At 66.7% G+C, this 19,069-nt stretch carries 21 protein-coding genes; 5 read left to right on the plus strand and 16 right to left on the minus strand.

Translation table 11 applies throughout. The features are described from left to right. The first annotated feature begins 91 nt into the window (after window positions 1–91). Window positions 92–412 (plus strand): putative quinol monooxygenase, encoded by a 321-nt coding sequence (locus AC1MED_RS01840; RefSeq protein WP_479785159.1) that lies wholly within the window; start codon window positions 92–94, stop codon window positions 410–412. On the opposite strand, the gene AC1MED_RS01845 is transcribed toward AC1MED_RS01840, so the two are convergent. Beyond that, window positions 409–1,140, minus strand: a complete 732-nt coding sequence (locus AC1MED_RS01845; protein ID WP_479785161.1) for an HAD family hydrolase — start codon at window positions 1,138–1,140, stop codon at window positions 409–411. The two genes, AC1MED_RS01840 and AC1MED_RS01845, sit on opposite strands and share 4 nt — an antisense overlap. A gap of 73 nt (window positions 1,141–1,213) precedes the next feature. Here AC1MED_RS01845 and AC1MED_RS01850 point away from each other — a divergent pair, with 73 nt between their 5' ends. Then, window positions 1,214–1,891: a FadR/GntR family transcriptional regulator gene (locus tag AC1MED_RS01850; protein ID WP_479778063.1), complete on the plus strand. Its 678-nt coding sequence runs from the start codon at window positions 1,214–1,216 to the stop codon at window positions 1,889–1,891. A gap of 9 nt (window positions 1,892–1,900) precedes the next feature. On the opposite strand, the gene AC1MED_RS01855 is transcribed toward AC1MED_RS01850, so the two are convergent. Genes AC1MED_RS01855 through AC1MED_RS01870 form a run of 4 tightly spaced genes read right to left on the minus strand, consistent with a single transcriptional unit; the run spans window position 1,901 to window position 4,774 of the window. Continuing rightward, a complete protein-coding gene (locus AC1MED_RS01855) occupies window positions 1,901–2,560 on the minus strand; it encodes a transaldolase family protein (protein ID WP_479785163.1) in 660 nt (219 codons plus the stop codon). An 8-nt stretch (window positions 2,561–2,568) separates the two neighbouring features. Continuing rightward, window positions 2,569–2,988, minus strand: coding sequence for a D-ribose pyranase (gene rbsD / locus AC1MED_RS01860; RefSeq protein WP_479785164.1), 420 nt, complete (start codon window positions 2,986–2,988; stop codon window positions 2,569–2,571). Between the two features lie 9 nt (window positions 2,989–2,997). Continuing rightward, window positions 2,998–3,951, minus strand: a complete 954-nt coding sequence (locus AC1MED_RS01865) for a ribokinase (protein WP_479785166.1) — start codon at window positions 3,949–3,951, stop codon at window positions 2,998–3,000. Between the two features lie 25 nt (window positions 3,952–3,976). Further along, complete coding sequence (locus tag AC1MED_RS01870; RefSeq protein ID WP_479785168.1) at window positions 3,977–4,774, minus strand: sugar phosphate isomerase/epimerase family protein; 798 nt, start codon at window positions 4,772–4,774, stop codon at window positions 3,977–3,979. Window positions 4,775–5,045: 271 nt separating this feature from the next. Here AC1MED_RS01870 and AC1MED_RS01875 point away from each other — a divergent pair, with 271 nt between their 5' ends. The 3 genes from AC1MED_RS01875 to AC1MED_RS01885 all read left to right on the plus strand — a co-directional run bounded on the left by AC1MED_RS01875 (window position 5,046) and on the right by AC1MED_RS01885 (window position 8,730). Continuing rightward, a complete protein-coding gene (locus AC1MED_RS01875; protein WP_479785170.1) occupies window positions 5,046–6,572 on the plus strand; it encodes a sugar ABC transporter ATP-binding protein in 1,527 nt (508 codons plus the stop codon). After that, window positions 6,569–7,585, plus strand: a complete 1,017-nt coding sequence (locus AC1MED_RS01880; protein WP_479785172.1) for an ABC transporter permease — start codon at window positions 6,569–6,571, stop codon at window positions 7,583–7,585. Before AC1MED_RS01875 ends, AC1MED_RS01880 begins: the two co-directional genes overlap by 4 nt. 155 nt (window positions 7,586–7,740) lie before the next feature. Beyond that, window positions 7,741–8,730: a substrate-binding domain-containing protein gene (locus AC1MED_RS01885; RefSeq protein WP_479778077.1), complete on the plus strand. Its 990-nt coding sequence runs from the start codon at window positions 7,741–7,743 to the stop codon at window positions 8,728–8,730. Window positions 8,731–8,860: 130 nt separating this feature from the next. Here AC1MED_RS01885 and AC1MED_RS01890 read toward each other — a convergent pair whose 3' ends face one another. From AC1MED_RS01890 to AC1MED_RS01940, 11 genes are all read right to left on the minus strand, one after another. Next, complete coding sequence (locus AC1MED_RS01890; protein ID WP_479785174.1) at window positions 8,861–9,847, minus strand: phosphotriesterase family protein; 987 nt, start codon at window positions 9,845–9,847, stop codon at window positions 8,861–8,863. Next, the gene (locus AC1MED_RS01895; RefSeq protein WP_479785175.1) at window positions 9,844–10,758 is read right to left on the minus strand and encodes a shikimate dehydrogenase family protein; all 915 of its coding nucleotides are present in this window, start codon (window positions 10,756–10,758) and stop codon (window positions 9,844–9,846) included. The genes AC1MED_RS01890 and AC1MED_RS01895 overlap by 4 nt, the downstream gene beginning before the upstream one ends. Then, window positions 10,755–11,390 carry a bifunctional 4-hydroxy-2-oxoglutarate aldolase/2-dehydro-3-deoxy-phosphogluconate aldolase gene (locus tag AC1MED_RS01900; protein WP_479785177.1) on the minus strand — a complete coding sequence of 212 codons (636 nt, stop codon included), beginning with the start codon at window positions 11,388–11,390 and terminating at the stop codon, window positions 10,755–10,757. The genes AC1MED_RS01895 and AC1MED_RS01900 overlap by 4 nt, the downstream gene beginning before the upstream one ends. After that, window positions 11,390–12,358: a 2-hydroxyacid dehydrogenase gene (locus tag AC1MED_RS01905; RefSeq protein WP_479785179.1), complete on the minus strand. Its 969-nt coding sequence runs from the start codon at window positions 12,356–12,358 to the stop codon at window positions 11,390–11,392. Before AC1MED_RS01905 ends, AC1MED_RS01900 begins: the two co-directional genes overlap by 1 nt. Beyond that, entirely contained in the window at window positions 12,358–13,860 is a 1,503-nt protein-coding gene (gene xylB, locus AC1MED_RS01910) for a xylulokinase (protein WP_479785181.1), read from the minus strand. Before xylB ends, AC1MED_RS01905 begins: the two co-directional genes overlap by 1 nt. A gap of 18 nt (window positions 13,861–13,878) precedes the next feature. Further along, on the minus strand, window positions 13,879–14,463 hold the full coding sequence (locus AC1MED_RS01915) for a glucose-6-phosphate isomerase family protein (protein WP_479785183.1): 585 nt from the start codon (window positions 14,461–14,463) through the stop codon (window positions 13,879–13,881). Window positions 14,464–14,589: 126 nt separating this feature from the next. Further along, entirely contained in the window at window positions 14,590–15,417 is an 828-nt protein-coding gene (locus AC1MED_RS01920; RefSeq protein ID WP_479785185.1) for a GntR family transcriptional regulator, read from the minus strand. An 84-nt stretch (window positions 15,418–15,501) separates the two neighbouring features. After that, window positions 15,502–16,353 carry an amidohydrolase family protein gene (locus AC1MED_RS01925; RefSeq protein WP_479785187.1) on the minus strand — a complete coding sequence of 284 codons (852 nt, stop codon included), beginning with the start codon at window positions 16,351–16,353 and terminating at the stop codon, window positions 15,502–15,504. Next, complete coding sequence (locus tag AC1MED_RS01930; protein ID WP_479785188.1) at window positions 16,350–17,306, minus strand: aldo/keto reductase; 957 nt, start codon at window positions 17,304–17,306, stop codon at window positions 16,350–16,352. The genes AC1MED_RS01925 and AC1MED_RS01930 overlap by 4 nt, the downstream gene beginning before the upstream one ends. Then, window positions 17,303–17,632, minus strand: coding sequence for an L-rhamnose mutarotase (locus AC1MED_RS01935; protein ID WP_479785190.1), 330 nt, complete (start codon window positions 17,630–17,632; stop codon window positions 17,303–17,305). The genes AC1MED_RS01930 and AC1MED_RS01935 overlap by 4 nt, the downstream gene beginning before the upstream one ends. Before the next feature lie 4 nt (window positions 17,633–17,636). Then, entirely contained in the window at window positions 17,637–18,956 is a 1,320-nt protein-coding gene (locus AC1MED_RS01940) for an enolase C-terminal domain-like protein (protein ID WP_479785192.1), read from the minus strand. Window positions 18,957–19,069 lie beyond the last annotated feature (113 nt).

Here is a 19,069-nt window from a genome sequence, read left to right on the forward strand (position 1 = left end):
GTCGCGGTGGAATGCCGGCTCGGCCGTGGGAACGCTTCGCTCCGTCCGCCAGGGAGTCTAGAGTCGGATCCAACGAGGGAGAGGAATGCCAGTGCCTGTTGTTTTGTATGCCGAATTTACGGTCAAGACCGGGGCCGAGGCCCGGGTCGCGGAGATGATGGCCGAGCTGACCGCCAAGGTCCGCGGGGAGAGCGGAAACCTTGTTTTCGATCCGCACACCAGACGTGAAAATCCGAACGCCTACTTCGTGTACGAGATCTACCGCGACGAAGAGGCGTTCCAGGCGCACATCACCGCGGAGCACAGCAAGATCTTCAACACCGAACTGGGCGGACTGATCGAGGAAGACGGCTCGCAGCTTAGCTGGCTGACCCCGGCGGCGCCGGTCGACCCCAGTCGCTCTCGCTCCTAGGCGCCTCCGGTTCCAGGCGCCCCGGCGCGTTGGCGGCCGGAAGCCGCGATAACCGCGTGCAGGTCCAGGACGCCGCGGCCTTCAAGGGTGGGCCAGATGGTCAGCCCGTCGGCGGCTGCCAGCGGCGCGAGGTGCGGAACACCGATCGTCGGCAGTCCGGCCGCGCGGGCCGCCCGGGTTCCAGGCAGCGAGTCCTCGATGGCGATGACCCTCCGGCTGGACAGCCGCGGGCGGGTGCGTTCGAGGTGGCGGAACGCGGTCTGGTAGGCCTCGGGATGCGGTTTTCCCTGCGAAACCATGTCGCCGGTCACGGCCAACTCGAAGCTGTCTGCCGGAAAGTGCTGCAGGATGTCGTCGACAATATGGCGGTGGGACATGGTTACGAGCACGCACGGCACGCCTTCTGCCCGAAGTCCGGCCAGCAGTTCCGGGGCGCCGGGACGCCAATGGACCGTTTCGCTGATGCAGTGCCGGACGCCTGCGGTGACGCGCAGGGCGATCTCCTGCGCGGAGAGCCGCACGCCTGCACGTTGCAGGACCTTGATTGACTCCGACTGGGAACGGCCCATGATCGACAAGGCCTGGGCTTCAGTCCAGGTTCCGCCAAAACTCTCGACCAGTTCGGTCTGCGCCGCGGTCCAGTGGCGTTCCGTGTCCACCAGTGTGCCGTCGAGGTCCCAGAAGACTGCTTCGAGCCCGATCTCCTCGCCGCGTATGGTTGCCGCCATGCTGCTCCTTGCCTCTGTGCCTGGTCCGGATCGCCCGCATTGGTCCCTTCCGGCGGTGAACTATGCTGGGCGAATGGCCCTAACGGATGATGCGATCGCCAGAATCAAGGACATGATTCTCACCGGCGAGTTGTCGCCCGGAGACAAACTGCCTCCGGAAAATGAGCTGAGTGAGAAGCTCGGGCTCTCCCGCAGTTCACTGCGGGAAGCCGTGAAGGCTCTCGAGACCATCAGGGTACTGGACGTCCGGCGTGGTGACGGCACCTACGTCACGAGCCTGGAGCCGGCCCTGTTGAAGGAATCCGTGGCGTTCATGGTCGACCTCAGCCGGGATTCGTCGGTCCTCGAACTGCTCGAAGTGCGGCGGATCCTGGAAGCCTCGGCGGCCTCGCTGGCGGCGCAGGCAATCTCGCCGGAGCAGCTCGCGCTGCTCCACAAGGAGATCGACGACGTCGACGTCGACTCGGCGGAAAACCTGGTTGAGCACGACCTGACCTTCCATGCCCTGATCGCGGAAGCTTCGGGAAATTCCTATCTGGCCAGCCTGCTTTCCGGCCTGAACAGCAGGACCGTTCGTGCCCGGGTGTGGCGCGCGCTGACCGAGGAAGACGCCGTCGCACGGACGCTCGCTGAGCACCGCGCGATCGCCGATGCCCTGGCTAACCACGACGCCGATCTGGCCCGGGCGCTCACGATCGTCCACGTCAGCGGCGTCGAACACTGGCTCAAGCGCTCGCTGCCGGCCAAGTAGCACCGCCTCCTAGCCGACCACGCTCATCCGGGCGGATTCGGCTTCGAAGACCTCCACGGCGGCGGCCGTGAGCGGGTCGGAAAAGAACTTCCGCCACGTGGCCGGGGCCAAGGTGAAATGCGAGACTCCGAGCCGGGCCAGCGCGGAGATCTGGGCCGTTTCCCGCAGGCTTGCCACGAGGAGCTTCATCGGCGAACCTCCAGCCGTGATGCACTGCTGGATGGCTGCGATCTCTCCCGTCCCGTCACGGCCAGCGTCGTTCATCCTGCCCAGATACGGGGCCAGGAACTCAGCTCCGGCAGCCATCGCGGGCAGCGCCTGCTCACGCGCGTAGACGGCCGTGACCAGCACCCGCACGCCCCCGGCTGCCAGCGCCCGGGCGGCCACCACGCCATCGGCCGTGGCGGGAACCTTCACCACGAGGTTGTCGCCCAGAGAGTGGATCCAGGCACCCCGGTCCTCGACTTCGGCCGCGGTGGCGCCCCAGGCCTGGACGAATACCGTGCCAGCCCCGGCGGCCCCTGCCCAGTCGACCAGCTCAGGAATCTGCCGGTTCAGCACTCCGGCGCCGGCGAGGATGCTGGGGTTCGTCGTCAGGCCCGCGAACAGGCCGCTGCGCAGCAGCGGCTCGGCCTCGGCCCGCGACGCCGTGTCTAGATAGAAATACACCGACCCTCCTAGTCCTGTGCCGAGCCGTATGCGACGCCTGCATGCAGGATCACGTTCGCGTAAGGGGTGAACTCCCCGGAGCGCACGGCCGCCCGTGCGCTCGAAGTCTGTGCCTTGAACTCGGCATGGGGAACGAACTCCGGGACAACACCCGCCGCCTTGAGCCGTTCCAGGATCCGGGCCAGCATTGCCGGGCTCGCCTCGCGGAGCTCCTCGGCCAGGGTCGCGCCCTCGATCACCACCTCCGCGAGTACGGCATCCAGGACCTTGAGGAACGGCGGCTCGGAGGGGAAATAGGCCAGGTCCACGCGTTCGACCCCGGCGGGGATGGGCAGCCCGGCGTCGGTGACCACCAGGGTGTCTGTGTGGCCGGTCTCGGAAACAACGCGTGACAGCTGCCCGTTGAGGATTCCGTGGTTCTTTCTCATGTGCTGCTCCTAATGGCTCGGGACGTTGTCGGAAAGGAAGAGCTCGACGTCTGCCGCGCAGGGCAGGCTGGGGGACGCGCCCTTCTTGGTCACGGCCAGTGCGCCCGCGGCCATCGCGCGACGGATTGCGGCGTCAATGGACAGGCCGGCGGCGAGTGACGCGCCAAGGTATCCGGAAAAGGCATCCCCGGCGGCCGTGGTGTCCACCGCGGTGACGGGGAAGGACTCGAAAACGGCCTGCCGGTCTGCGGTGACGAGGACGGCCCCGGCTGAGGCGAGGGTGATGATGGCGGCCCCGGTTCCCTGCGCGAGGAACCATTCCCCGGCGCGAATGGCGCTGGCGTGGTCGGTCACCGGAATTCCGGTGATAAGGCTTGCTTCCGTCTCGTTGGGTGTTACGTAGTCCACGCTCGCCCACGTCTCGCGGTCCAGTGCCGCGGCGGGTGCCGGGTCCAGGATGACCGTCAGACCTGCGGCCCGGGCGGCCCGGACTGCATGGGCGGCTGCTTCCCGGGGGATTTCCAGCTGGGTCAGCAGCACCGATGCTCTGGGGGCCAGCCGGGTGATCGCGCCGCTGATCTGTTCCGCCCCCAGGTGATCGTTGGCCAGCGGCACCATCACAATGTCGTTTTCGCCTGAATCGTCCACCCTGATGTGGGCGATCCCTGTGGGGGCCTCCACCACACGGAGCTCGCTGGTGTCGACGCCGTGTTCCTGCAGGCCTCCCGTGACCAGCGGCCGGAAGATGTCGTTGCCTACGCACCCCACCATGAAGGACGGTGCCCCGGCGAGTCCGCTCGCCACGGCCTGGTTGGCGCCTTTGCCTCCCAGCAGCAAGGTAAATTCCTCGCCGAGGATGGTTTCGCCTCGTTTCGGCAGCCTTTGGGAGAAAGTTGTGACGTCCGCGGTGATGCTGCCAACGATGATGACGCCTTCTCGGCCTTGTCGGCTCTCGTTTGTCATATGTTAGTCCTTATAGGTCGGATGTTTAGTGTTTATCGATGGAGGCGACCGATGCCAGCTGGCTGCGAATGAAGCCGTTGGCGTGGGCGCCCAGGTCGGCCGAATCGTCCCACAGGTTCCGCCACACGCCCAGCGTGTTGCTCAGGTTGCCGTCGACCACAGCTGAAGAGAAGGACTCGAAGACCACCGGACCGGTGTATCCGATCAGGGCGAGGCCGCGGAAGAACGCACCGAAATCCACACTGCCGGACCCGAGGTAGCCGCGGTGGCTCTCCCCAATGTGCACGTACCCCAGCTTGTTGCCGGCGGCGAGGACGGGGCTCAACAGATCCGGTTCCTCGATGTTCATGTGGTAGGTGTCCAGGTGCAGGTAGACGTTCGGGTGGCCGATCTCCTCGATGAACGCCAGGGCCTGCCGGCCGGTGTTGAGCAGGTTGCTTTCATACCGGTTCACCACCTCCAGGCCGAGGCGGATGCCCAGTTCCCCGGCGCGTTCGGCGAGCCGCCGCAACGCTTCGGCGCTGTTCCGCCGGCCCGCTGCGGTGGCGGGCCGGGAGTACTTCTGCATGGCACTGTAGATGACGCCGCACAGGTAGTCCGCGCCGAGGTCGTGCACGATTTCCAGGCACTTCTTCAAGGTTTCTTCGCCTCTGGCGACCACGGACGGGTCCTCGCTGCTAAGGTCCGTCTGGGCGGTCAGGCCCAGGGACGCCGTTGCGGCCAGTCCATGCTCCGCGAGGGTGCGGGAAGCTTGTTGCGGCTCGAAGGACCAGGGGTCCATGAGCGGGATTTCCAGCAAATCGAAGCCGGCCTCGGACGTCATGCGCGCTGACTCCGCAAAGGAAATCGGGTCCAGCGAGCCGTTCCAGACTAGGCTGTGGCAGCCAATCATCATATGTTTCTCCCATAACGATTTCTAAACATCCGACCAAAGGGTGTGTTTTAGGTCATATTTGACCTTACTCTAGTTATGGACCAAGGATAGATACATCGAGATACAAGTTGGCGGTCGGCAGTGCTGCCGACCGCCGTCCAAAATCCACGAGTACCGGCCGTAAGGCACCAGCGTTATCTCCGAAGAAGTAGGTGAGACAGTGGGTGAACCACTACTGAAGGTCGAAGGGATCAGCAAAAGCTTTCCCGGCGTCCAGGCTCTGAGTGATGTCCACTTCGACGTCCATAGGGGCGAGGTTATCGCGCTGGTCGGCGAGAACGGAGCGGGAAAGTCCAGCTTGATGAAGATCCTGTCCGGCATCTATCAAAAGGACGCCGGGACCATCTACCTCGAAGGCGTCCCGGTCCAGATTGACGGCCCCAGGCATGCCCAGGAACTCGGCATCATCATCGTCCATCAGGAAATGAACCTGATGTCCCACCTCACGGTGGCCCAAAACATCTACATCGGCCGCGAGCCGAGGCGCCTCGGCGGGCTCTTGCTCGATGAAAAGAAGCTGAACCGGCAGACCGCCGAGTTGCTTGGCCGGCTTGGGATCAAGGAGTTCGCGCCGACCGACCTGGTCGAGAACCTCACGGTGGCAAAGCAGCAGATGGTGGAGATTGCCAAGGCATTGTCCTTCGATGCCAAGGTTGTCATCATGGATGAGCCGACGTCGGCCCTCACCACCGCCGAAACTGAGACGCTTTTCCGGCTGATCGGCGACCTTCGGGAGCGCGGCGTCGGCGTGATCTACATTTCGCACCGGATGGAGGAGCTGAAGCGGATCACCGACCGCATCACCATCCTCCGCGACGGCAAGTACATCGCCACCATGGACACCGCGACGGCCAGCCAGCATGAGGTGATCAAGCTGATGGTCGGCCGGGAGATTGACGAGAATGCCCGCCCGGAGAACGTTCGCCGGGACAACACGGACGACGTCGTCCTCCGCGTCGAGAACCTCAGTACGCGGAAACTGCTCAAGGATGTCAGCTTCGAGCTGCGGCGCGGGGAGATCCTGGGATTCTCCGGACTGATGGGGGCGGGGCGGACCGAACTGGCCCGGGCCATCATCGGCGCAGACCGGATGACGGCGGGGCAGATCTTCGTCAACGGCAAGGAAGTGAAGATCGGCCAGCCTGCGGACGCAGTCAAGCACGGGATTGGCTATCTGTCCGAGGACCGCAAGAGCCTGGGGCTGCTGCTGGATCGGGACGTGAACACCAACATTCTGCTGTCGTCGCTCGGAAACTACACGAATCCTGTCGGGTTCATGAAGTCGGGCTCGGGCAAGGGTACGTCGCAGAAATACATTGACTCGCTCCGGATCAAGACCCCGTCGATGTTCGCGACCACGAAGAACCTCTCGGGCGGAAACCAGCAGAAGGTCGTCATCGCCAAATGGTTGGCCCGGGACTGCGACATCCTCATCTTCGATGAGCCGACGCGCGGCATCGACATCGGTGCGAAGGAAGAAATCTACCGCTTGCTCAACGACCTGGTGGCGCGGGGCAAGTCGATCATCATGATCTCCTCGGAACTGCCGGAGGTTCTCCGGCTGTCCCACCGGATCATGGTCATGGCCGGTGGCCGCATCACGGGGGAAATCGACAGCGATGGTGCTGATCAGGCAACAATCATGGACTACGCCACACGGGTGGAGCAGCAGGGAGCGGAAAAATGAGCGAAGTAAAGTCTGTACCGCGCACAGAGGCGCCCGCGGGCGCCGTGAAGCGCGAATCACCCAGGGGATCCTTCCTGCGCCAGCGGCTCCAGCAGTCGCTGGCCTTCGGAACCCTGATCGTCCTGCTGGTCTTCTTCTCCTTGGCCAGCAGCAACTTCTTCACCTGGACGAACATCTCCGGAATCCTGCTTTCCACAGCGGTGATCGGCATCCTGGCGTTCGGCACCACACTGGTGATCATCACCTCCGGCATTGACCTCTCGATCGGAACGGGCATGACGCTCTGCTCGGTGGTCACGGGCCTGCTATTGGTGAACTTTCAGCTCCCGCTGATTGTAGGCGTGCTCGGCGGGATCGCGACCGGCGCGTTGATGGGTCTGATCAACGGGCTCAATGTTTCGATCCTGAAGCTACCGCCGTTCATTGCCACCCTGGCCATGATGCTGATCGCCCAGGGCCTTGCCCTGGTTCTGTCCGGCGTGCGGCCGATCTACTTCAGCAAGGTCAAGGGATTCAAGGACATTGCGCTCGGCCAGCTCATCCCGGGCCTGCCCAACGCTGTCCTGATCCTTATCCTTACCGGCATCGCGGCGTACCTGGTGCTTGGCAAGACCCTGCTGGGCCGCTACATCTTTGCGATCGGCAGTAACGAGGAGGCCACCAAGATTTCCGGCGTGAACACCGGCAAGTGGAAGATCCTCGTCTACACCGTGGCAGGCATCTTCACCGGCGTGGCCGGCGTCGTCATCGCGGCGCGCCTCGATTCCGCCCAGCCCCAGCTGGGATCCGGCTATGAGTTGCAGGCCATCGCGGCCGTCATCATCGGCGGAACCTCCCTCCTCGGCGGGCGGGGCTCGGTCCTGGGCACCCTCATCGGCGCCCTCATCATGAGCGTGCTGATCAACGGCCTGCGCATCATGTCGGTGCAGACCGAGTGGCAGACCGTCGTGGTGGGAATCGTGATCCTCGTGGCCGTCTTCACCGACTCGCTGCGCCGCCGCCGGGAGGCCTAGGCGGGGCCCGCGGCGCCGCCCCGACGCGGATGCGGGGGCCACGGAGAAATTAGTCCCAAAAATAACTTGTATCTACCTGTACTTAACGTTCGAAACCAACAACAATGGTCAAGGGCCCGCAATGTTGCCGGCCCGCTCACTGGATGGAGATCTACATGAAACTCGGCAAAAAGACCCTCGCGGCGGGCGTCCTCGCTGCAGCTCTTTCCTTGACCGCCTGCGGCGGCGGCTCCGGCAGCGCGAGCCCCAGCGGCGGCGGCGACAGCGGCGGTACCCCCTACGTGGCCATGATTTCCAAGGGCTTCCAGCACCAGTTCTGGCAGGCTGTGAAGAAGGGGGCCGAGGACAAGGCCAAGGAGCTCAACGTCAAGATCACCTTCGAGGGCCCGGCTGCCGAAACCGAAGTCGACTCGCAGCTGCAGATGCTCCAGGCCGCTATCGACAAGAAGCCGACGGCCATCGCCTACGCAGCGCTGGACCCGGAAGCTTGTGTTCCGGCGATTGAGCAGGCCAAGGCCGCCAACATCCCGGTGGTCCAGTTCGACGCCGGCTGCAAGAGCGACTACCCGGTGAACCTGGCCAAGACCAACAGCATGGATGCCGGCGCCATGGCGGCCGACCACATGGCCGAGCTGATCGGCAAGAGCGGCGAAATCGCCGTCGTCGGCCACAGCCAGATCAACAGCACCGGCGTGGAGCGCCGTGACGGCTTCCTGAACGAGATGAAGGCCAAGTACCCGGACATCAAGGTTGTCGACGTGCAGTACGGCGACGGCGACCACCTGAAGTCCGCTGACATTGCCAAAGCGATGATCCAGGGCCACCCGAACCTCAAGGGCCTCTACGGCACCAATGAAGGCTCGGCCGTGGGCATCGTCAATGCGGTCACCGAACTCGGCCTCAAGCCGGGCAAGCTCACCGTCATCGGCTTCGACTCCGGCAAGGCCCAGCTCGACGCGATCCGCAGCGGACTGATGGCCGGCGCCATCACGCAGGATCCGATCGGCATGGGTGCAGCCACGGTGCAGGCCGCGATCGACGCGTCCAAGGGCAAGTCCCTGGAAAAGGTCACCGACACCCCGTTCTACTGGTACGACAAGAACAACATGGACGACGCCAAGATCGCGGCTGTGCTCTACCAGTAAGGTGCTGCACCGCTAAGTTGCTTCACAACTGAGCTGCTGCGCTCTATAGGGCGCACACACAGAGAGAGGCCCCGGAAGGTTTCGGGGCCTCTCTCTGTGTGCCGTGCGTACTGCAGGCGGCCGGCGCTGCCTAGTCCGGCTCGGGACCGGCGCGCCACTGCAGGACCCGGGCGGCATTGTCGCCCAGGATCCGGTCCACGGCGGCTGCGCCGACGCGGTCGGCCAACCGCGGAACGAAGCGTTCCGGCAGATATGCCAGGCCCGGCATCCCGCCGTAGGAGACGTACCGGGTGCGTCGGGCGACGTCACCGCCGAGGAGCAGCCGGCCGCCACCGCCGCCCGCGATGACCTGCTCGGCGAGGGTGATGATCTCCGCATCCGTGCGGCCCTTGGGGCGGGCCATGCCGTCGTAACCCAGATAGGCGCCGCGGGACGCCAGCTCGAGGTGCAGGGCGGCGTCGGGGTTGCGGTCGGCATGGGCCAGGATCACCCGGGACTCCGGGACGCCGGCGGCGGACAGGAGGTCGAGCAATTCATGGGCCGCGGTGCAGAACTCCAAGTGCACCATGACCGGGGCGCCCGTGACGGTGTGGGCCACCGCCACAGCCGTCAGCACGCGGCGTTCGAAATCGGTGATTGACCAGTAGCCGATCCCGGCCTTCAGCATCCCCGCGCGGACCGGCACGGTGTCGTCGGACGCCTCAGGGCCGTCGACGGGACCTGGGCGTTCCGCGGATTCTTCGGGTATCCCGCAGCCCGCCGTGAGGTCCAGCGTGAACCGCCGGGCGAGCTTCTCTTCAGCGACCCCGCGGAGCCAGTGCTCCGCGGGGTAGTGAGCCTCCCGGTGGGCACCCGTGGTGGCGACAATATCCAGCCCGGAGGCCGCGGCGATGCGCGCCGTTGCCGCGGGATTGCGGCCTAAGCCGAGCGGGGTCGCCTCCACCATCGCCGCCATGCCGGCGTTGCGCAGCAGGGCTGCCTCGCGGCCGGAAAGCACCTCGTCGTCCAGCTCGTCTCCCGGCAGCAGCGGAGAGGACTGGAACAGGTGCTCATGGTAGTTCGTCGGGCCGAGGGACGCGGGCTCGATGTCTCCGAGGACCGTGCGGACGAAGTTCATCTCGCGCTGGCTGCGGCTTCGGCCAACTGGTCCAGCAGCTGGTCCGTGAGTTCGACGTCGAACACCTCGGCGATCACCTGACTCCAGCCATGGATGAAGTAGCGCCAGCCGTCCACGATTGTCAGCTGCCGCCGTTTCGCCTGCACGCGGGCCTGGGCAAGGAATTCCAGGGAGCCGCGGTAGTTGAACTCCCATACGATGGCGTCCGGCGGAAAATCGACCCCGTCCGGGACGGGGGATCCCGGCCGGTCCTTGCCGAGGCCGCTGGCGTTGACCACCAGGCTGCCCGACGGGGCATCAGCCAGCACGCGCGCAGTGTCTTCAGGGCGCTCGATCAGGCAGTACTCGAAGAGGCCGGCGGGGAGCTGGCCACGGGCGTGGACGTCGGCGAGGTGCTGGAGGCGGGCCGGGCTGGTGTCAGTGCAGACAATCTTCTCCGGCGCGTCGGCGTGGCCCGCCAGGTACCACGTCAGAGCCGTCCCGGCGCCGCCCGCACCGAGGCAGACCACATGGGCGCCGGTTTCCTTGAAATGGCCCGGCGGCAGGAATTCCTCGAGCGCCAGGCCCGCGGTGATGGGGTCCTTGGCGTGGCCGATCAGCCGGCCGTCCCGTTTGGAGATGCTGGAGATCTCGCCGCAGAGCCGGCCGAATTCGTCGATCTCGTCAAAGAGGTCGTGGGCGGCCTGGTACAGGTCCATCTTGTGGGTTGTGACCAGAGCGCCGCGGTGGTTCTTGTCGTCACGGATCCGGGTGACGAGCTCGCGGTACTGTTCCCTGCTGGCCCCCAGGGGCAGATCGTGGCCGGTGAGGCGGTTGGTCGGCAGTTGGAGGATCCGCGCCCACTCCGGAAAAATCTTCATGATCGAGGACCCCGAGGTGGTCACACCAACAAATCCCATGTAGCCGTTCATGCAAGCGTCCTTTCCAATGCGGCGCTGAAGTTGAGCGCTTTCTCGCGGACCAGGTCATAGCGGCATGCTGCGAGGTCGGCGGTGGAGCAGAGGTCGCTGCCGGCGCCGACGGCGACGGCTCCGGCGTCGAACCATTCGCCGATGTTGCCGGGGGCGACGCCTCCGGTTGGCATCAGTGGTACGTCCGGCAGCGGGCCGCGGAGCGCCCGGAAGTAGGAAGGGCCGCCGAGTGAGGCGGGGAAGATTTTGACGACGTCGGCACCCAGGGCCACTGCCGTGAGGATCTCGGTGGGCGTCAGGGCGCCGGCCATGACGAGGGATCCGGTGGACTTCATTGCCGTGACGGTTTCCGCGACGGTGCCGGGGCTGACCAGGAACTCTGCGCCGGCGTCGGCGGCGTCCTCCGCCTGGGTGCTGGTGAGCACCGTGCCGGCACCCAGGTAGATGCGGTCGCCGTATTCGGCGCGCAGGGCGCGGATGACGCCGGGGGCGTCCGGGGTGGAATAGGTGATCTCCAGCCCGGTTACGCCCCCCTCCAGCAGGGCGGCGGCGCCGCGGAGGGCGCTCTCGGCGCTGGGAGCCCGCACAACGGCGAGGATCCCGGTCTGCCTCAGTTTGAGAAGGTCGGCCATTAGTTCACTTTCATAGGAGTCGGGCTGACGGGGTTGGGCGGAGTGCGTCCTTCCAGGACGGCCAGCAGGTTGTCCACGGCGATGGATCCCATGCCGTCAACTGCCTGCACGGTCTGCGCACCGAAATGCGGAGTGATGACCACCCGTGCAGTGAGCCGCGGATCCAGCACGGGGGAGTCCTGCCCGCTGGTGTCGCCGCGCAGGGTGTCCGCTGCGAAGCCGGCCAGCGCTCCAGTGCGCAGGGCCTCGGCGACGGCCTCCTCGTCCACGAGTTCCGGGCGGGCGGTGTTGACCAGGACGAGCGGTTTGGCCGCCCCGGCCAGCCAGGCCGCGTCGATTAGCTGCTGGCCGCCGGGCGCGTGCAGCGAGATCACGTCGCATCTCGCCGCCATGCCCGCCAGGTCCAGCGGTTCGGCGCCGAGGCTCCGGATCAGTTCGGGGCCCATCAACGGGTCGGAGGCGTAGACGGTGGAACCGAAACCGGAGAGCAGCCGCGCCACGATCTGCCCGATCCGGCCGAAGCCGACCAGGCCAACGGTCAGCGAGCCCAGCTCACGGCCACGTATGACGGACCAGTCCCGGTCGCGCACCTGGCGGTCGCCCTCCGGGATGGTGCGCAGGACAGCCAGCATGAGAGCGACGGCGTGCTCGGCGACGGCGTTGGAATTCGCGCCGGGGGTATTGGTGACCACCACCCCCCGGTCCGCTGCGGCCTGGACGTCCACGGCTTCGAAACCCACCCCGTACCGGGCCAGGACCCTCAGCCGCGGCGCCGCGTCCAGGTGGGCAGCGGTGACTTCACCCGTTCCGGCAATCCACCCATCGGCCACCGCAAGATCGGCTCCGATGGCGTCCAGGGAGTGGTCCGCCGGCCCCCGCCGGACGGTGTAGCCGCGGCCTTCCAGCCGGGAGACCAGGTCTTGTTCACCGGAGGAGAAGGAACGGGAGGTGACGAGGATAACCGGCATCAGTGCTTCCCCCGCCGGGTGGGGAACCACGGTTCGAGCTGGCCGTAGGCGTCAAGGAACGTCTGGTGGCTGGCGGCGTAGCGTTCGTGCGCTTCGCGGTCCGGCTGGAATTCGGCGGTCACCCGCGACAGGTCCCGGGCGACGCTGAAGTCGTCCACGAGCCCAAGTGCCACGCTGGCGGTGACGGCGGCCCCGAGGCTGTTGGCCTCTTCGACGATGCTCCGGCGCCGGACGGTCACGCCCCAGACATCGGCCATGATCTGCAGCCAGGTATCGCTGGCCGCACCGCCGCCGATCGCGTCGATCCGGCTGATGGCTGCCCCGGCCCCGTTGAAGGCGTCGACGCAGGTCCCCAGGTTGAAGGCCACACCTTCAAGGACGGAGCGGATCATGTTCCCGCGGCCGTGGTGCATCTCAAGACCCACGAAGGCGCCGGCGGCCTGCGGGTTCCAGTACGGCGAGCGCTCGCCGAGCAGGTGCGGCAGGAAGTACAACCCCGACTCGCTCGCGGTCGCCCCGGACGCTTCGGCAATAAGCCGGTCGAAGCGGTCCTTCTCGGCGCGGTCGGAGAACAGCCCGACGGCCCACTGTAGGGACGCCCCGCCGGCCTGCATGGTCGCGGTGGGGACGTACTTCCCGTCGATGACGTGGTCGAACGTCATGGTCCGGCGGAGCGGGTCGATCAAGGGCGCGGCAGTGACAATCTGCACCCACGAGGAGGAGCCCAGGTACACGTACGCCTGGTCGGCCTCGGAGACGACGCCTGCGCCCACGGCCGCCACCGGGCCGTCGCCGCCGCCCATCACCACCGACGTCGCGGGTCCGAGGCCGGTGGCCGCCGCGGCGGCGGGGGTGAGGGTGCCGACGACGTCGGTGGACTTGAGGATTTCGGGAAACAGCGCCGGATCGATCCGGGCGGCGGCCAGCATCCGTTCGGACCAGGTTCCGGTGGTCTGGTCGTAGGCGTTCGTGGCGGAGGCATCAGAGTGGTCCGTCGCGAGCCGCCCGGTGAGCCGGTGCACCACGTAGTCCTTGGCGAGGCAGACGTGGCGGACCCGGCTGAAGGCCTCGGGTTCGTTGTCCCGGACCCACATGACTTTGCTCAGCGAATACGTGGGGTTAATCCGGTGGCCGAGCATGGCGTAGGCCTCCTGCTCGTCGAAGGCCCCCGCCAGTTCGTCGGACTGGGCGACGCTCCGGTGATCGGCCCAGATCAGGGCGGGCCGGACCGGGGCATAGTTGCCGTCGAGGAGCACGGCCCCCATCATCTGACCGCCGACCACGAGGCCCTGCACCGACGCCGGATCGACCCCGGTCTCGGCCAGCAGCTTTTGCGTGGCCTGGACCACCGCATTCCACCAGACATCGGGATCCTGCTCCGCGCGGCCGCCGGCAGCGAAATGCGGCTCGTAGCTGATGGTGACGGCCCGCAGGAGGGTTCCGTCAGCCTCGTGCAGGGATGCCTTGTTGCCCGTCGTGCCGAGATCGTGAGCGATGATCATGGGACCGGTCCTTCCGTCCTAGGCCTGTGCTGCGAAGAAAGGTGCGAACTCGTGTCCCGAGTCGGCGGAGTAGATGCGCTGGCCCATGCCGTGCTCCAGGACCCAGCCGTAGTCGTGGCCGGCGCCGCCGGGGTAGACCGCGAGGAACTTGTAGGGCTCGGAGCCGACGTTGATGCTGCGGTGTGCCCAGCCCGGCGGGATGTAGCCGATCACGCCAGGCGCCATGTCCACCCAGGAGGTGTTCTCACCATCAAACATCAGCAGGCCGCCTTGGCCGGAGATGCCCAGGTAAATCTCGCCCTGGTGGTTCGGGTGCTGGTGGCCCTTGGTCATCCAGAACTCCCCGCCGGTGGTGCCGGGCTCAATCGTGGTGATGGACTGCGGAAGTTCCCGGTCCGCTTCCGGCACCGGGGTCGAAACCACCGAGTAGACCACGGGATTGCCGTTCGCCACGGCCTCGTTCCAGGCGTCCCTGTCCGCGAACAGGCCCTCCAGGTCCGACATGCGGCGTTCCAAGGTGGGGCCCTGCGGCGACAGAGTGCCGGCCTGCGCGTCGAACCGGATGGTCATGGGCGGAACGGGGGGTGTGATGAATTCGCTCACGGGCAGAAGTCTCCTGAGAATCAGCAAATAGTCCGTTGCCGAAGCGGCAACCTGTAATTACAGGTTACATGCCAAGGGGGTCCTTGGGAATCGTCAGGAGGAGCGGGCCCGCGCGGCCCGCAGAGCTTAGCCGGTGGTGACGCGGTGGAAGCCGGCCGTGCCGGAGCCCGCCGAGGCGGCGTCGATGACCACTTCAAAACGGCTCTGGTCCCCGCGGTGGTGGGCCACAAAAAACTCCAGCGGCCGGTCCGCCGCGTCGTAGACGATGCTCCGCAGCTGCATCAGCGGGGCGCCCTTGACGATGCCCAGCGCCTCGGCCTGGGTCTTGTTCGCCACCGTGGCCTCAACCGAGCGGATGCCGTGGTGCGCCCGGATTCCGTTGCTGGCCAGCAGTGCGTAGAGCGACTGGTTCCGGAAGTCGGCGCCGAGCACAATCTCCGCCATGTCGCCGGGGAGGTAGGTGGTGGTGAGGGACCACGGGGAATCTTCGACGTAACGGAGCCGCTCGAGGGCGACGACGGGTTCACCCTTGGGAATCCGGAGCGCGTCGGCCACTGTTTCGTCGGCCGGGACCAGTTCCAAGCGGCGCACATCGCTGTAGACGCGGCCGCCGCGGGATTCCACGTCCGCGTAGAGGCCGCGGAGGGTGTGGACCAGGCTTTCGGAGACCTTGCGGGGAGCCACGAAGGTGCCCTTGCCCTTGACCCGTTCGATCACGCCGTCGTGCTCGAGCTGCCCCAGCGCCTGCCGGACCACGGTGCGGGAAACCCCGTACAGCTCGCACATGCCGTGCTCGCCGGGGAGCCGGTGACCCGGGGCCAGCTTGCGGGTCGAGATTTCGCGGATCAGCTGGTCGCACAGCTGCTTGTACATCGGCAGCGACGCGTCCTTGACCATCTTGGCCGGGGCGGCATCGCTCTGCGCGGCGGTGGCCGCGGCTGGGGGGTTTGTCATGGAAAGCGCCGTTCTATGCATCCGGCGTCGGCACGCCTGAAAAACATCTTAGACCCGGTCATCTCGGGCCCGGGCGCGAGGGGATCAGGCCCCTGCGGCGCGGCGGTATACGCGGTGCGCCGTGGCGGCGAGGATGTCATCCTGTTCAGCCGTGCTGAGCGTGCAGATTAGTTCATGCAGCACCTGCCAGGTGGGCTGGTAGCCGCCGGAGATGACCGACACGGGCCAGTCGCCGCCGTACATGAGCCGTGCCGGGCCAAACAGCTCGAGGGCGTCCTGGAACACCGGCTCCAGCGCGGCGACGGTATATTCCGCACCGGGAATATGAAGGCCGGACAGCTTCGCCACGGTGTTGGGGCGGGCGGCGCACGCGGCGAGTTCGCGGCGCCACAGTGCCATCGCGGCCGGGTCCGGGAGCGGCGGCTTGCCCAGATGGTCCACGACGACGGTGAGTTCCGGAAGCGCCCGGGCCAGCTCCGCGGTGGCTCCGAGGTGGCGCGGAAACGCGTCCGGGACATCGAAGGGCAGGCCGGCCGCGGCGAGCAGGGCGAGTGATTCGCGGACCGGGGCAAGGGCGAGGAAGCCGTCCCGCGGATCGTCGTGGACCAGGTGCCGGACCCCGCAGAACTTGTCCGATTCCAGCCACAGGTCCAGCTGCGCTGCCGCATGGGCAGGGGAGTCCAGCTTGATCCAGCCGACTACGCCGCGAATCCACGGTTCCGCGGCGGCGGTTTCCAGCAGGAACGCGGTGTCCTCCAGCGTGTCGTCGGCCTGGACCAGGATCGCCTCCGCCACTGCCGCCGCATCGAGCTCGGCGCGTGCATGGCCGGCCGTGAAGTCCTGTTTCAGCTCCGGCACCGAATCCAGCCACCGGTACCGGCTGCGGCCAAGGCTCCACAGGTGCAGGTGCGAGTCGATCGTGGGCAGCCCGCTCATCGGGGAATCAGCTCCTCCGCTTCGAGCGCGTCCCAGAGCTCCAGGGGGAGCGGTCGGTCCATGCCGGCGATATTGGCGTTGATCTGCTCCGCGCCCCGCGCCCCGATGACCACGTTGCGCACGGCCGGGTGCCGCAGCGGGTACTGGATGGCGGCGTCGGGCAGAGCCACGCCAAACGTGGCGCAGACGGTGGCCAGGCGCCGGGCCCGGGACAACAGCTCCCGCGGCGCCGGTTCGTAGTTGTAATGCGCGGTTGCGGGCACTTTGGCCTTGGCCAGGATGCCCGAGTTGAACACTCCGGCGGCAACGACTCCGACGCCGAGTTCAACGCACCGGGGCAGCAGGCCGGCCAGGGCAGGCTGCTCGAGCAAGGTGAAGCGGCCGGCGACCATGACCAGGTCCAGTTCGCTGCGGTCGATGAGCGTGCGCAGGGCTTCCGCGGAGTTGGATCCCACCCCGATGGCCCGGACGAGACCTTCGCCCTTCAAGCGCTGCAGTGCAGGCAGGGCGTCAGTGAGCGCTGCGCCCATGTTGTAGGCGTCGGGGTCATGCAGGTAGAGGATGTCCACTTGCGGGATGCCCAAGCGGTTCAGCGAGTCCTCGAGGCTCTGCCGGATGCCGCGTTCGGTGAAGTCCCACCGTCGTTTGCTGCGGGCGGGTACCGCGAAGCCCTCGGTGTCCAGCTCGCCGGGTCGGTACGTCGGGTTCGGCTCCAGCAGGCGGCCGGCTTTGGTTGAAATGACGTAGTCATCCCGGGGGCGGGTGCGCAGGAAGTCACCGAGCCGCCGTTCCGAGAGCCCGAGTCCGTAGTGCGGCGCCGTATCGAAATAGCGGATACCGCCGAGCCAGGCGGCCTCCAGGGTGCGCCGGGCGTCGTCGTCGCCCATGCTCGAGTAAAGGTTCCCGAGAGCGGCGGCGCCGTAGCCCAGCCGGCCGAGAGGCAGTTGCGTCATTGCCGTGCAAGCTCCCACACCATCGGGATGCCGCGGTCCTCGCCCGAATAGTCGTCCTCGACCTCGAGGAGCTCGGCCATTTCCGCTTGCCAGGGGATGTTCGCGGGATGGTCGGCCAGGAACTTGCGCATTTTGGCGTAGTCGTCGACCTCCACGACGTGGAAAAGTTCGCGCCCGCTGCGCCAGATCCGCCAGCTGTGGACGCCGATCGCGCGCATGGCAGCCGCGAGCTCGACGGGGATCCGCGCGTGGATCCGGTCGTAGTCGGCCTCGCGGCCGGCCTTGAGCCGGGTGTGCAATGCGATGCGTTCCGGGGCTGTGCTCATTGGATTAGCCTGCCACAGCTTCAACCGGAGCGGACCACGCCGGACCGGCGGGGAAGGCGAACTCCGCGAGCGAGTGCGCTTTCATTTCGCTTCCGCCACCGGGAGCGGCAGGCGGCCAGTAGCGGCCGCCATGGACGTCGACGGGGACGACGAAGTGCTCGTGCAGATGGTCGACGAACTCGATCATCCTGCCCTCCAGCTGCCCGGAAACCGCCACGAAGTCGAACATCGAGAGGTGCTGGACGGCTTCGCAGAGCCCCACGCCGCCGGCATGCGGGCAGACCCGGACGCCAAATTTCGCCGCGAGAAGCAAAATGGCGATGTTCTCGTTCACGCCGGCCACCCGCGCCGCGTCAAGCTGCAGCACCTCGAGCGACCCGGCCTGCAGCATCTGCTTGAACACCACCCGGTTCTGGACATGTTCCCCGGTCGCCACCGGAACCGGCGCGATGGCGCGGGCGATTGCGGCGTGCGCCAGGATGTCGTCCGGGCTGGTGGGTTCTTCCACCCAGGCAAGGTTGGGGTCGCCGAGGCCGCGGATCCATTCGATCGCTTCTGCCGTGTCCCAGCGCTGGTTCGCGTCCACGGCAATATCGATGCCCGGACCGCAGGCGTCCCGGGCAACGCGCAGCCGCCGTACGTCATCTTCCAGGTTGGCGCCCACCTTGAGCTTGACCAGCGGGAAGCCGTCCGCGACGGCCTCGCGGCACAGTCGGGCGAGTTTGGCGTCGTCGTAGCCGAGCCAGCCCGGGGTGGTGGTGTATGCCGGGTAGCCCGCCCCGAGCAGCTCTGACTCGCGGTCCGCCCGCCCGGCCGCCGCGCTGCGCAGGAGATCGAGGGCCTCATCCGGAGTGAGCGCATCGCTGAGGTAGCGGAAGTCCACCAGGTCAACGAGCTCCTCGGGGGACAACCGGGAGAGCAACTGCCACAACGGCAGCCCGGCGCGTTTTGCCTTCAGGTCCCACAGGGCGTTGATGGCGGCTCCGATGGCCATGTGCATGACTCCCTTTTCGGGACCCAGCCAGCGCAGCTGCGAGTCGTGCACCATGGAGCGCCAGGTCCCGCCCATGTCGTCCAGGAGCTCCTCGGTGTTCCGGTTCTGGAGGTATGGAGTCAGGGCCGTCAGGGCGCTGGCGACCACTTCGGTGCCGCGCCCGATGGTGAAGACGAAGCCGTGGCCCTCGAGGCCGTCCCCGGCGTCGGTGCCGATTACCAGGTACGCCGCAGAGTAGTCCGGGTCGGGGTTCATGGCATCCGAGCCGTCCAGGGACGACGAGGTCGGAAAGCGGACGTCACTGACCGTGACGGCGGTGATGGTACTCACGTGGGAACTCCTCATGCTCCGGGCAATGCCGGGGATGTCGCGTCGCCCGGTCGGGCGGTGATTTCGACAGTAAACATCCGATGTATGGCTTGTCAACGACGGTGTGGTCTGTA

Source organism: Arthrobacter sp. BI5 (assembly GCF_056680065.1).

What these genes read in the sequence shown, in the direction of transcription:
- AC1MED_RS01865 (WP_479785166.1), bottom strand. Translation starts at nt 3,951, where the DNA reads ATGACAAACGAGAGCCGACAAGGCCGAGAAGGCGTCATCATCGTTGGC.
- AC1MED_RS01845 (WP_479785161.1), bottom strand. Translation starts at nt 1,140, where the DNA reads ATGGCGGCAACCATACGCGGCGAGGAGATCGGGCTCGAAGCAGTCTTC.
- AC1MED_RS01900 (WP_479785177.1), bottom strand. Translation starts at nt 11,390, where the DNA reads ATGGCCGACCTTCTCAAACTGAGGCAGACCGGGATCCTCGCCGTTGTG.
- AC1MED_RS01890 (WP_479785174.1), bottom strand. Translation starts at nt 9,847, where the DNA reads ATGAACTTCGTCCGCACGGTCCTCGGAGACATCGAGCCCGCGTCCCTC.
- AC1MED_RS01905 (WP_479785179.1), bottom strand. Translation starts at nt 12,358, where the DNA reads ATGCCGGTTATCCTCGTCACCTCCCGTTCCTTCTCCTCCGGTGAACAA.
- AC1MED_RS01920 (WP_479785185.1), bottom strand. Translation starts at nt 15,417, where the DNA reads ATGACAAACCCCCCAGCCGCGGCCACCGCCGCGCAGAGCGATGCCGCC.
- AC1MED_RS01930 (WP_479785188.1), bottom strand. Translation starts at nt 17,306, where the DNA reads ATGACGCAACTGCCTCTCGGCCGGCTGGGCTACGGCGCCGCCGCTCTC.
- xylB (WP_479785181.1), bottom strand. Translation starts at nt 13,860, where the DNA reads ATGATCATCGCTCACGATCTCGGCACGACGGGCAACAAGGCATCCCTG.
- AC1MED_RS01885 (WP_479778077.1), top strand. Translation starts at nt 7,741, where the DNA reads ATGAAACTCGGCAAAAAGACCCTCGCGGCGGGCGTCCTCGCTGCAGCT.
- rbsD (WP_479785164.1), bottom strand. Translation starts at nt 2,988, where the DNA reads ATGAGAAAGAACCACGGAATCCTCAACGGGCAGCTGTCACGCGTTGTT.
- AC1MED_RS01895 (WP_479785175.1), bottom strand. Translation starts at nt 10,758, where the DNA reads ATGAACGGCTACATGGGATTTGTTGGTGTGACCACCTCGGGGTCCTCG.
- AC1MED_RS01870 (WP_479785168.1), bottom strand. Translation starts at nt 4,774, where the DNA reads ATGACGTCCGAGGCCGGCTTCGATTTGCTGGAAATCCCGCTCATGGAC.
- AC1MED_RS01880 (WP_479785172.1), top strand. Translation starts at nt 6,569, where the DNA reads ATGAGCGAAGTAAAGTCTGTACCGCGCACAGAGGCGCCCGCGGGCGCC.
- AC1MED_RS01935 (WP_479785190.1), bottom strand. Translation starts at nt 17,632, where the DNA reads ATGAGCACAGCCCCGGAACGCATCGCATTGCACACCCGGCTCAAGGCC.
- AC1MED_RS01850 (WP_479778063.1), top strand. Translation starts at nt 1,214, where the DNA reads ATGGCCCTAACGGATGATGCGATCGCCAGAATCAAGGACATGATTCTC.
- AC1MED_RS01925 (WP_479785187.1), bottom strand. Translation starts at nt 16,353, where the DNA reads ATGAGCGGGCTGCCCACGATCGACTCGCACCTGCACCTGTGGAGCCTT.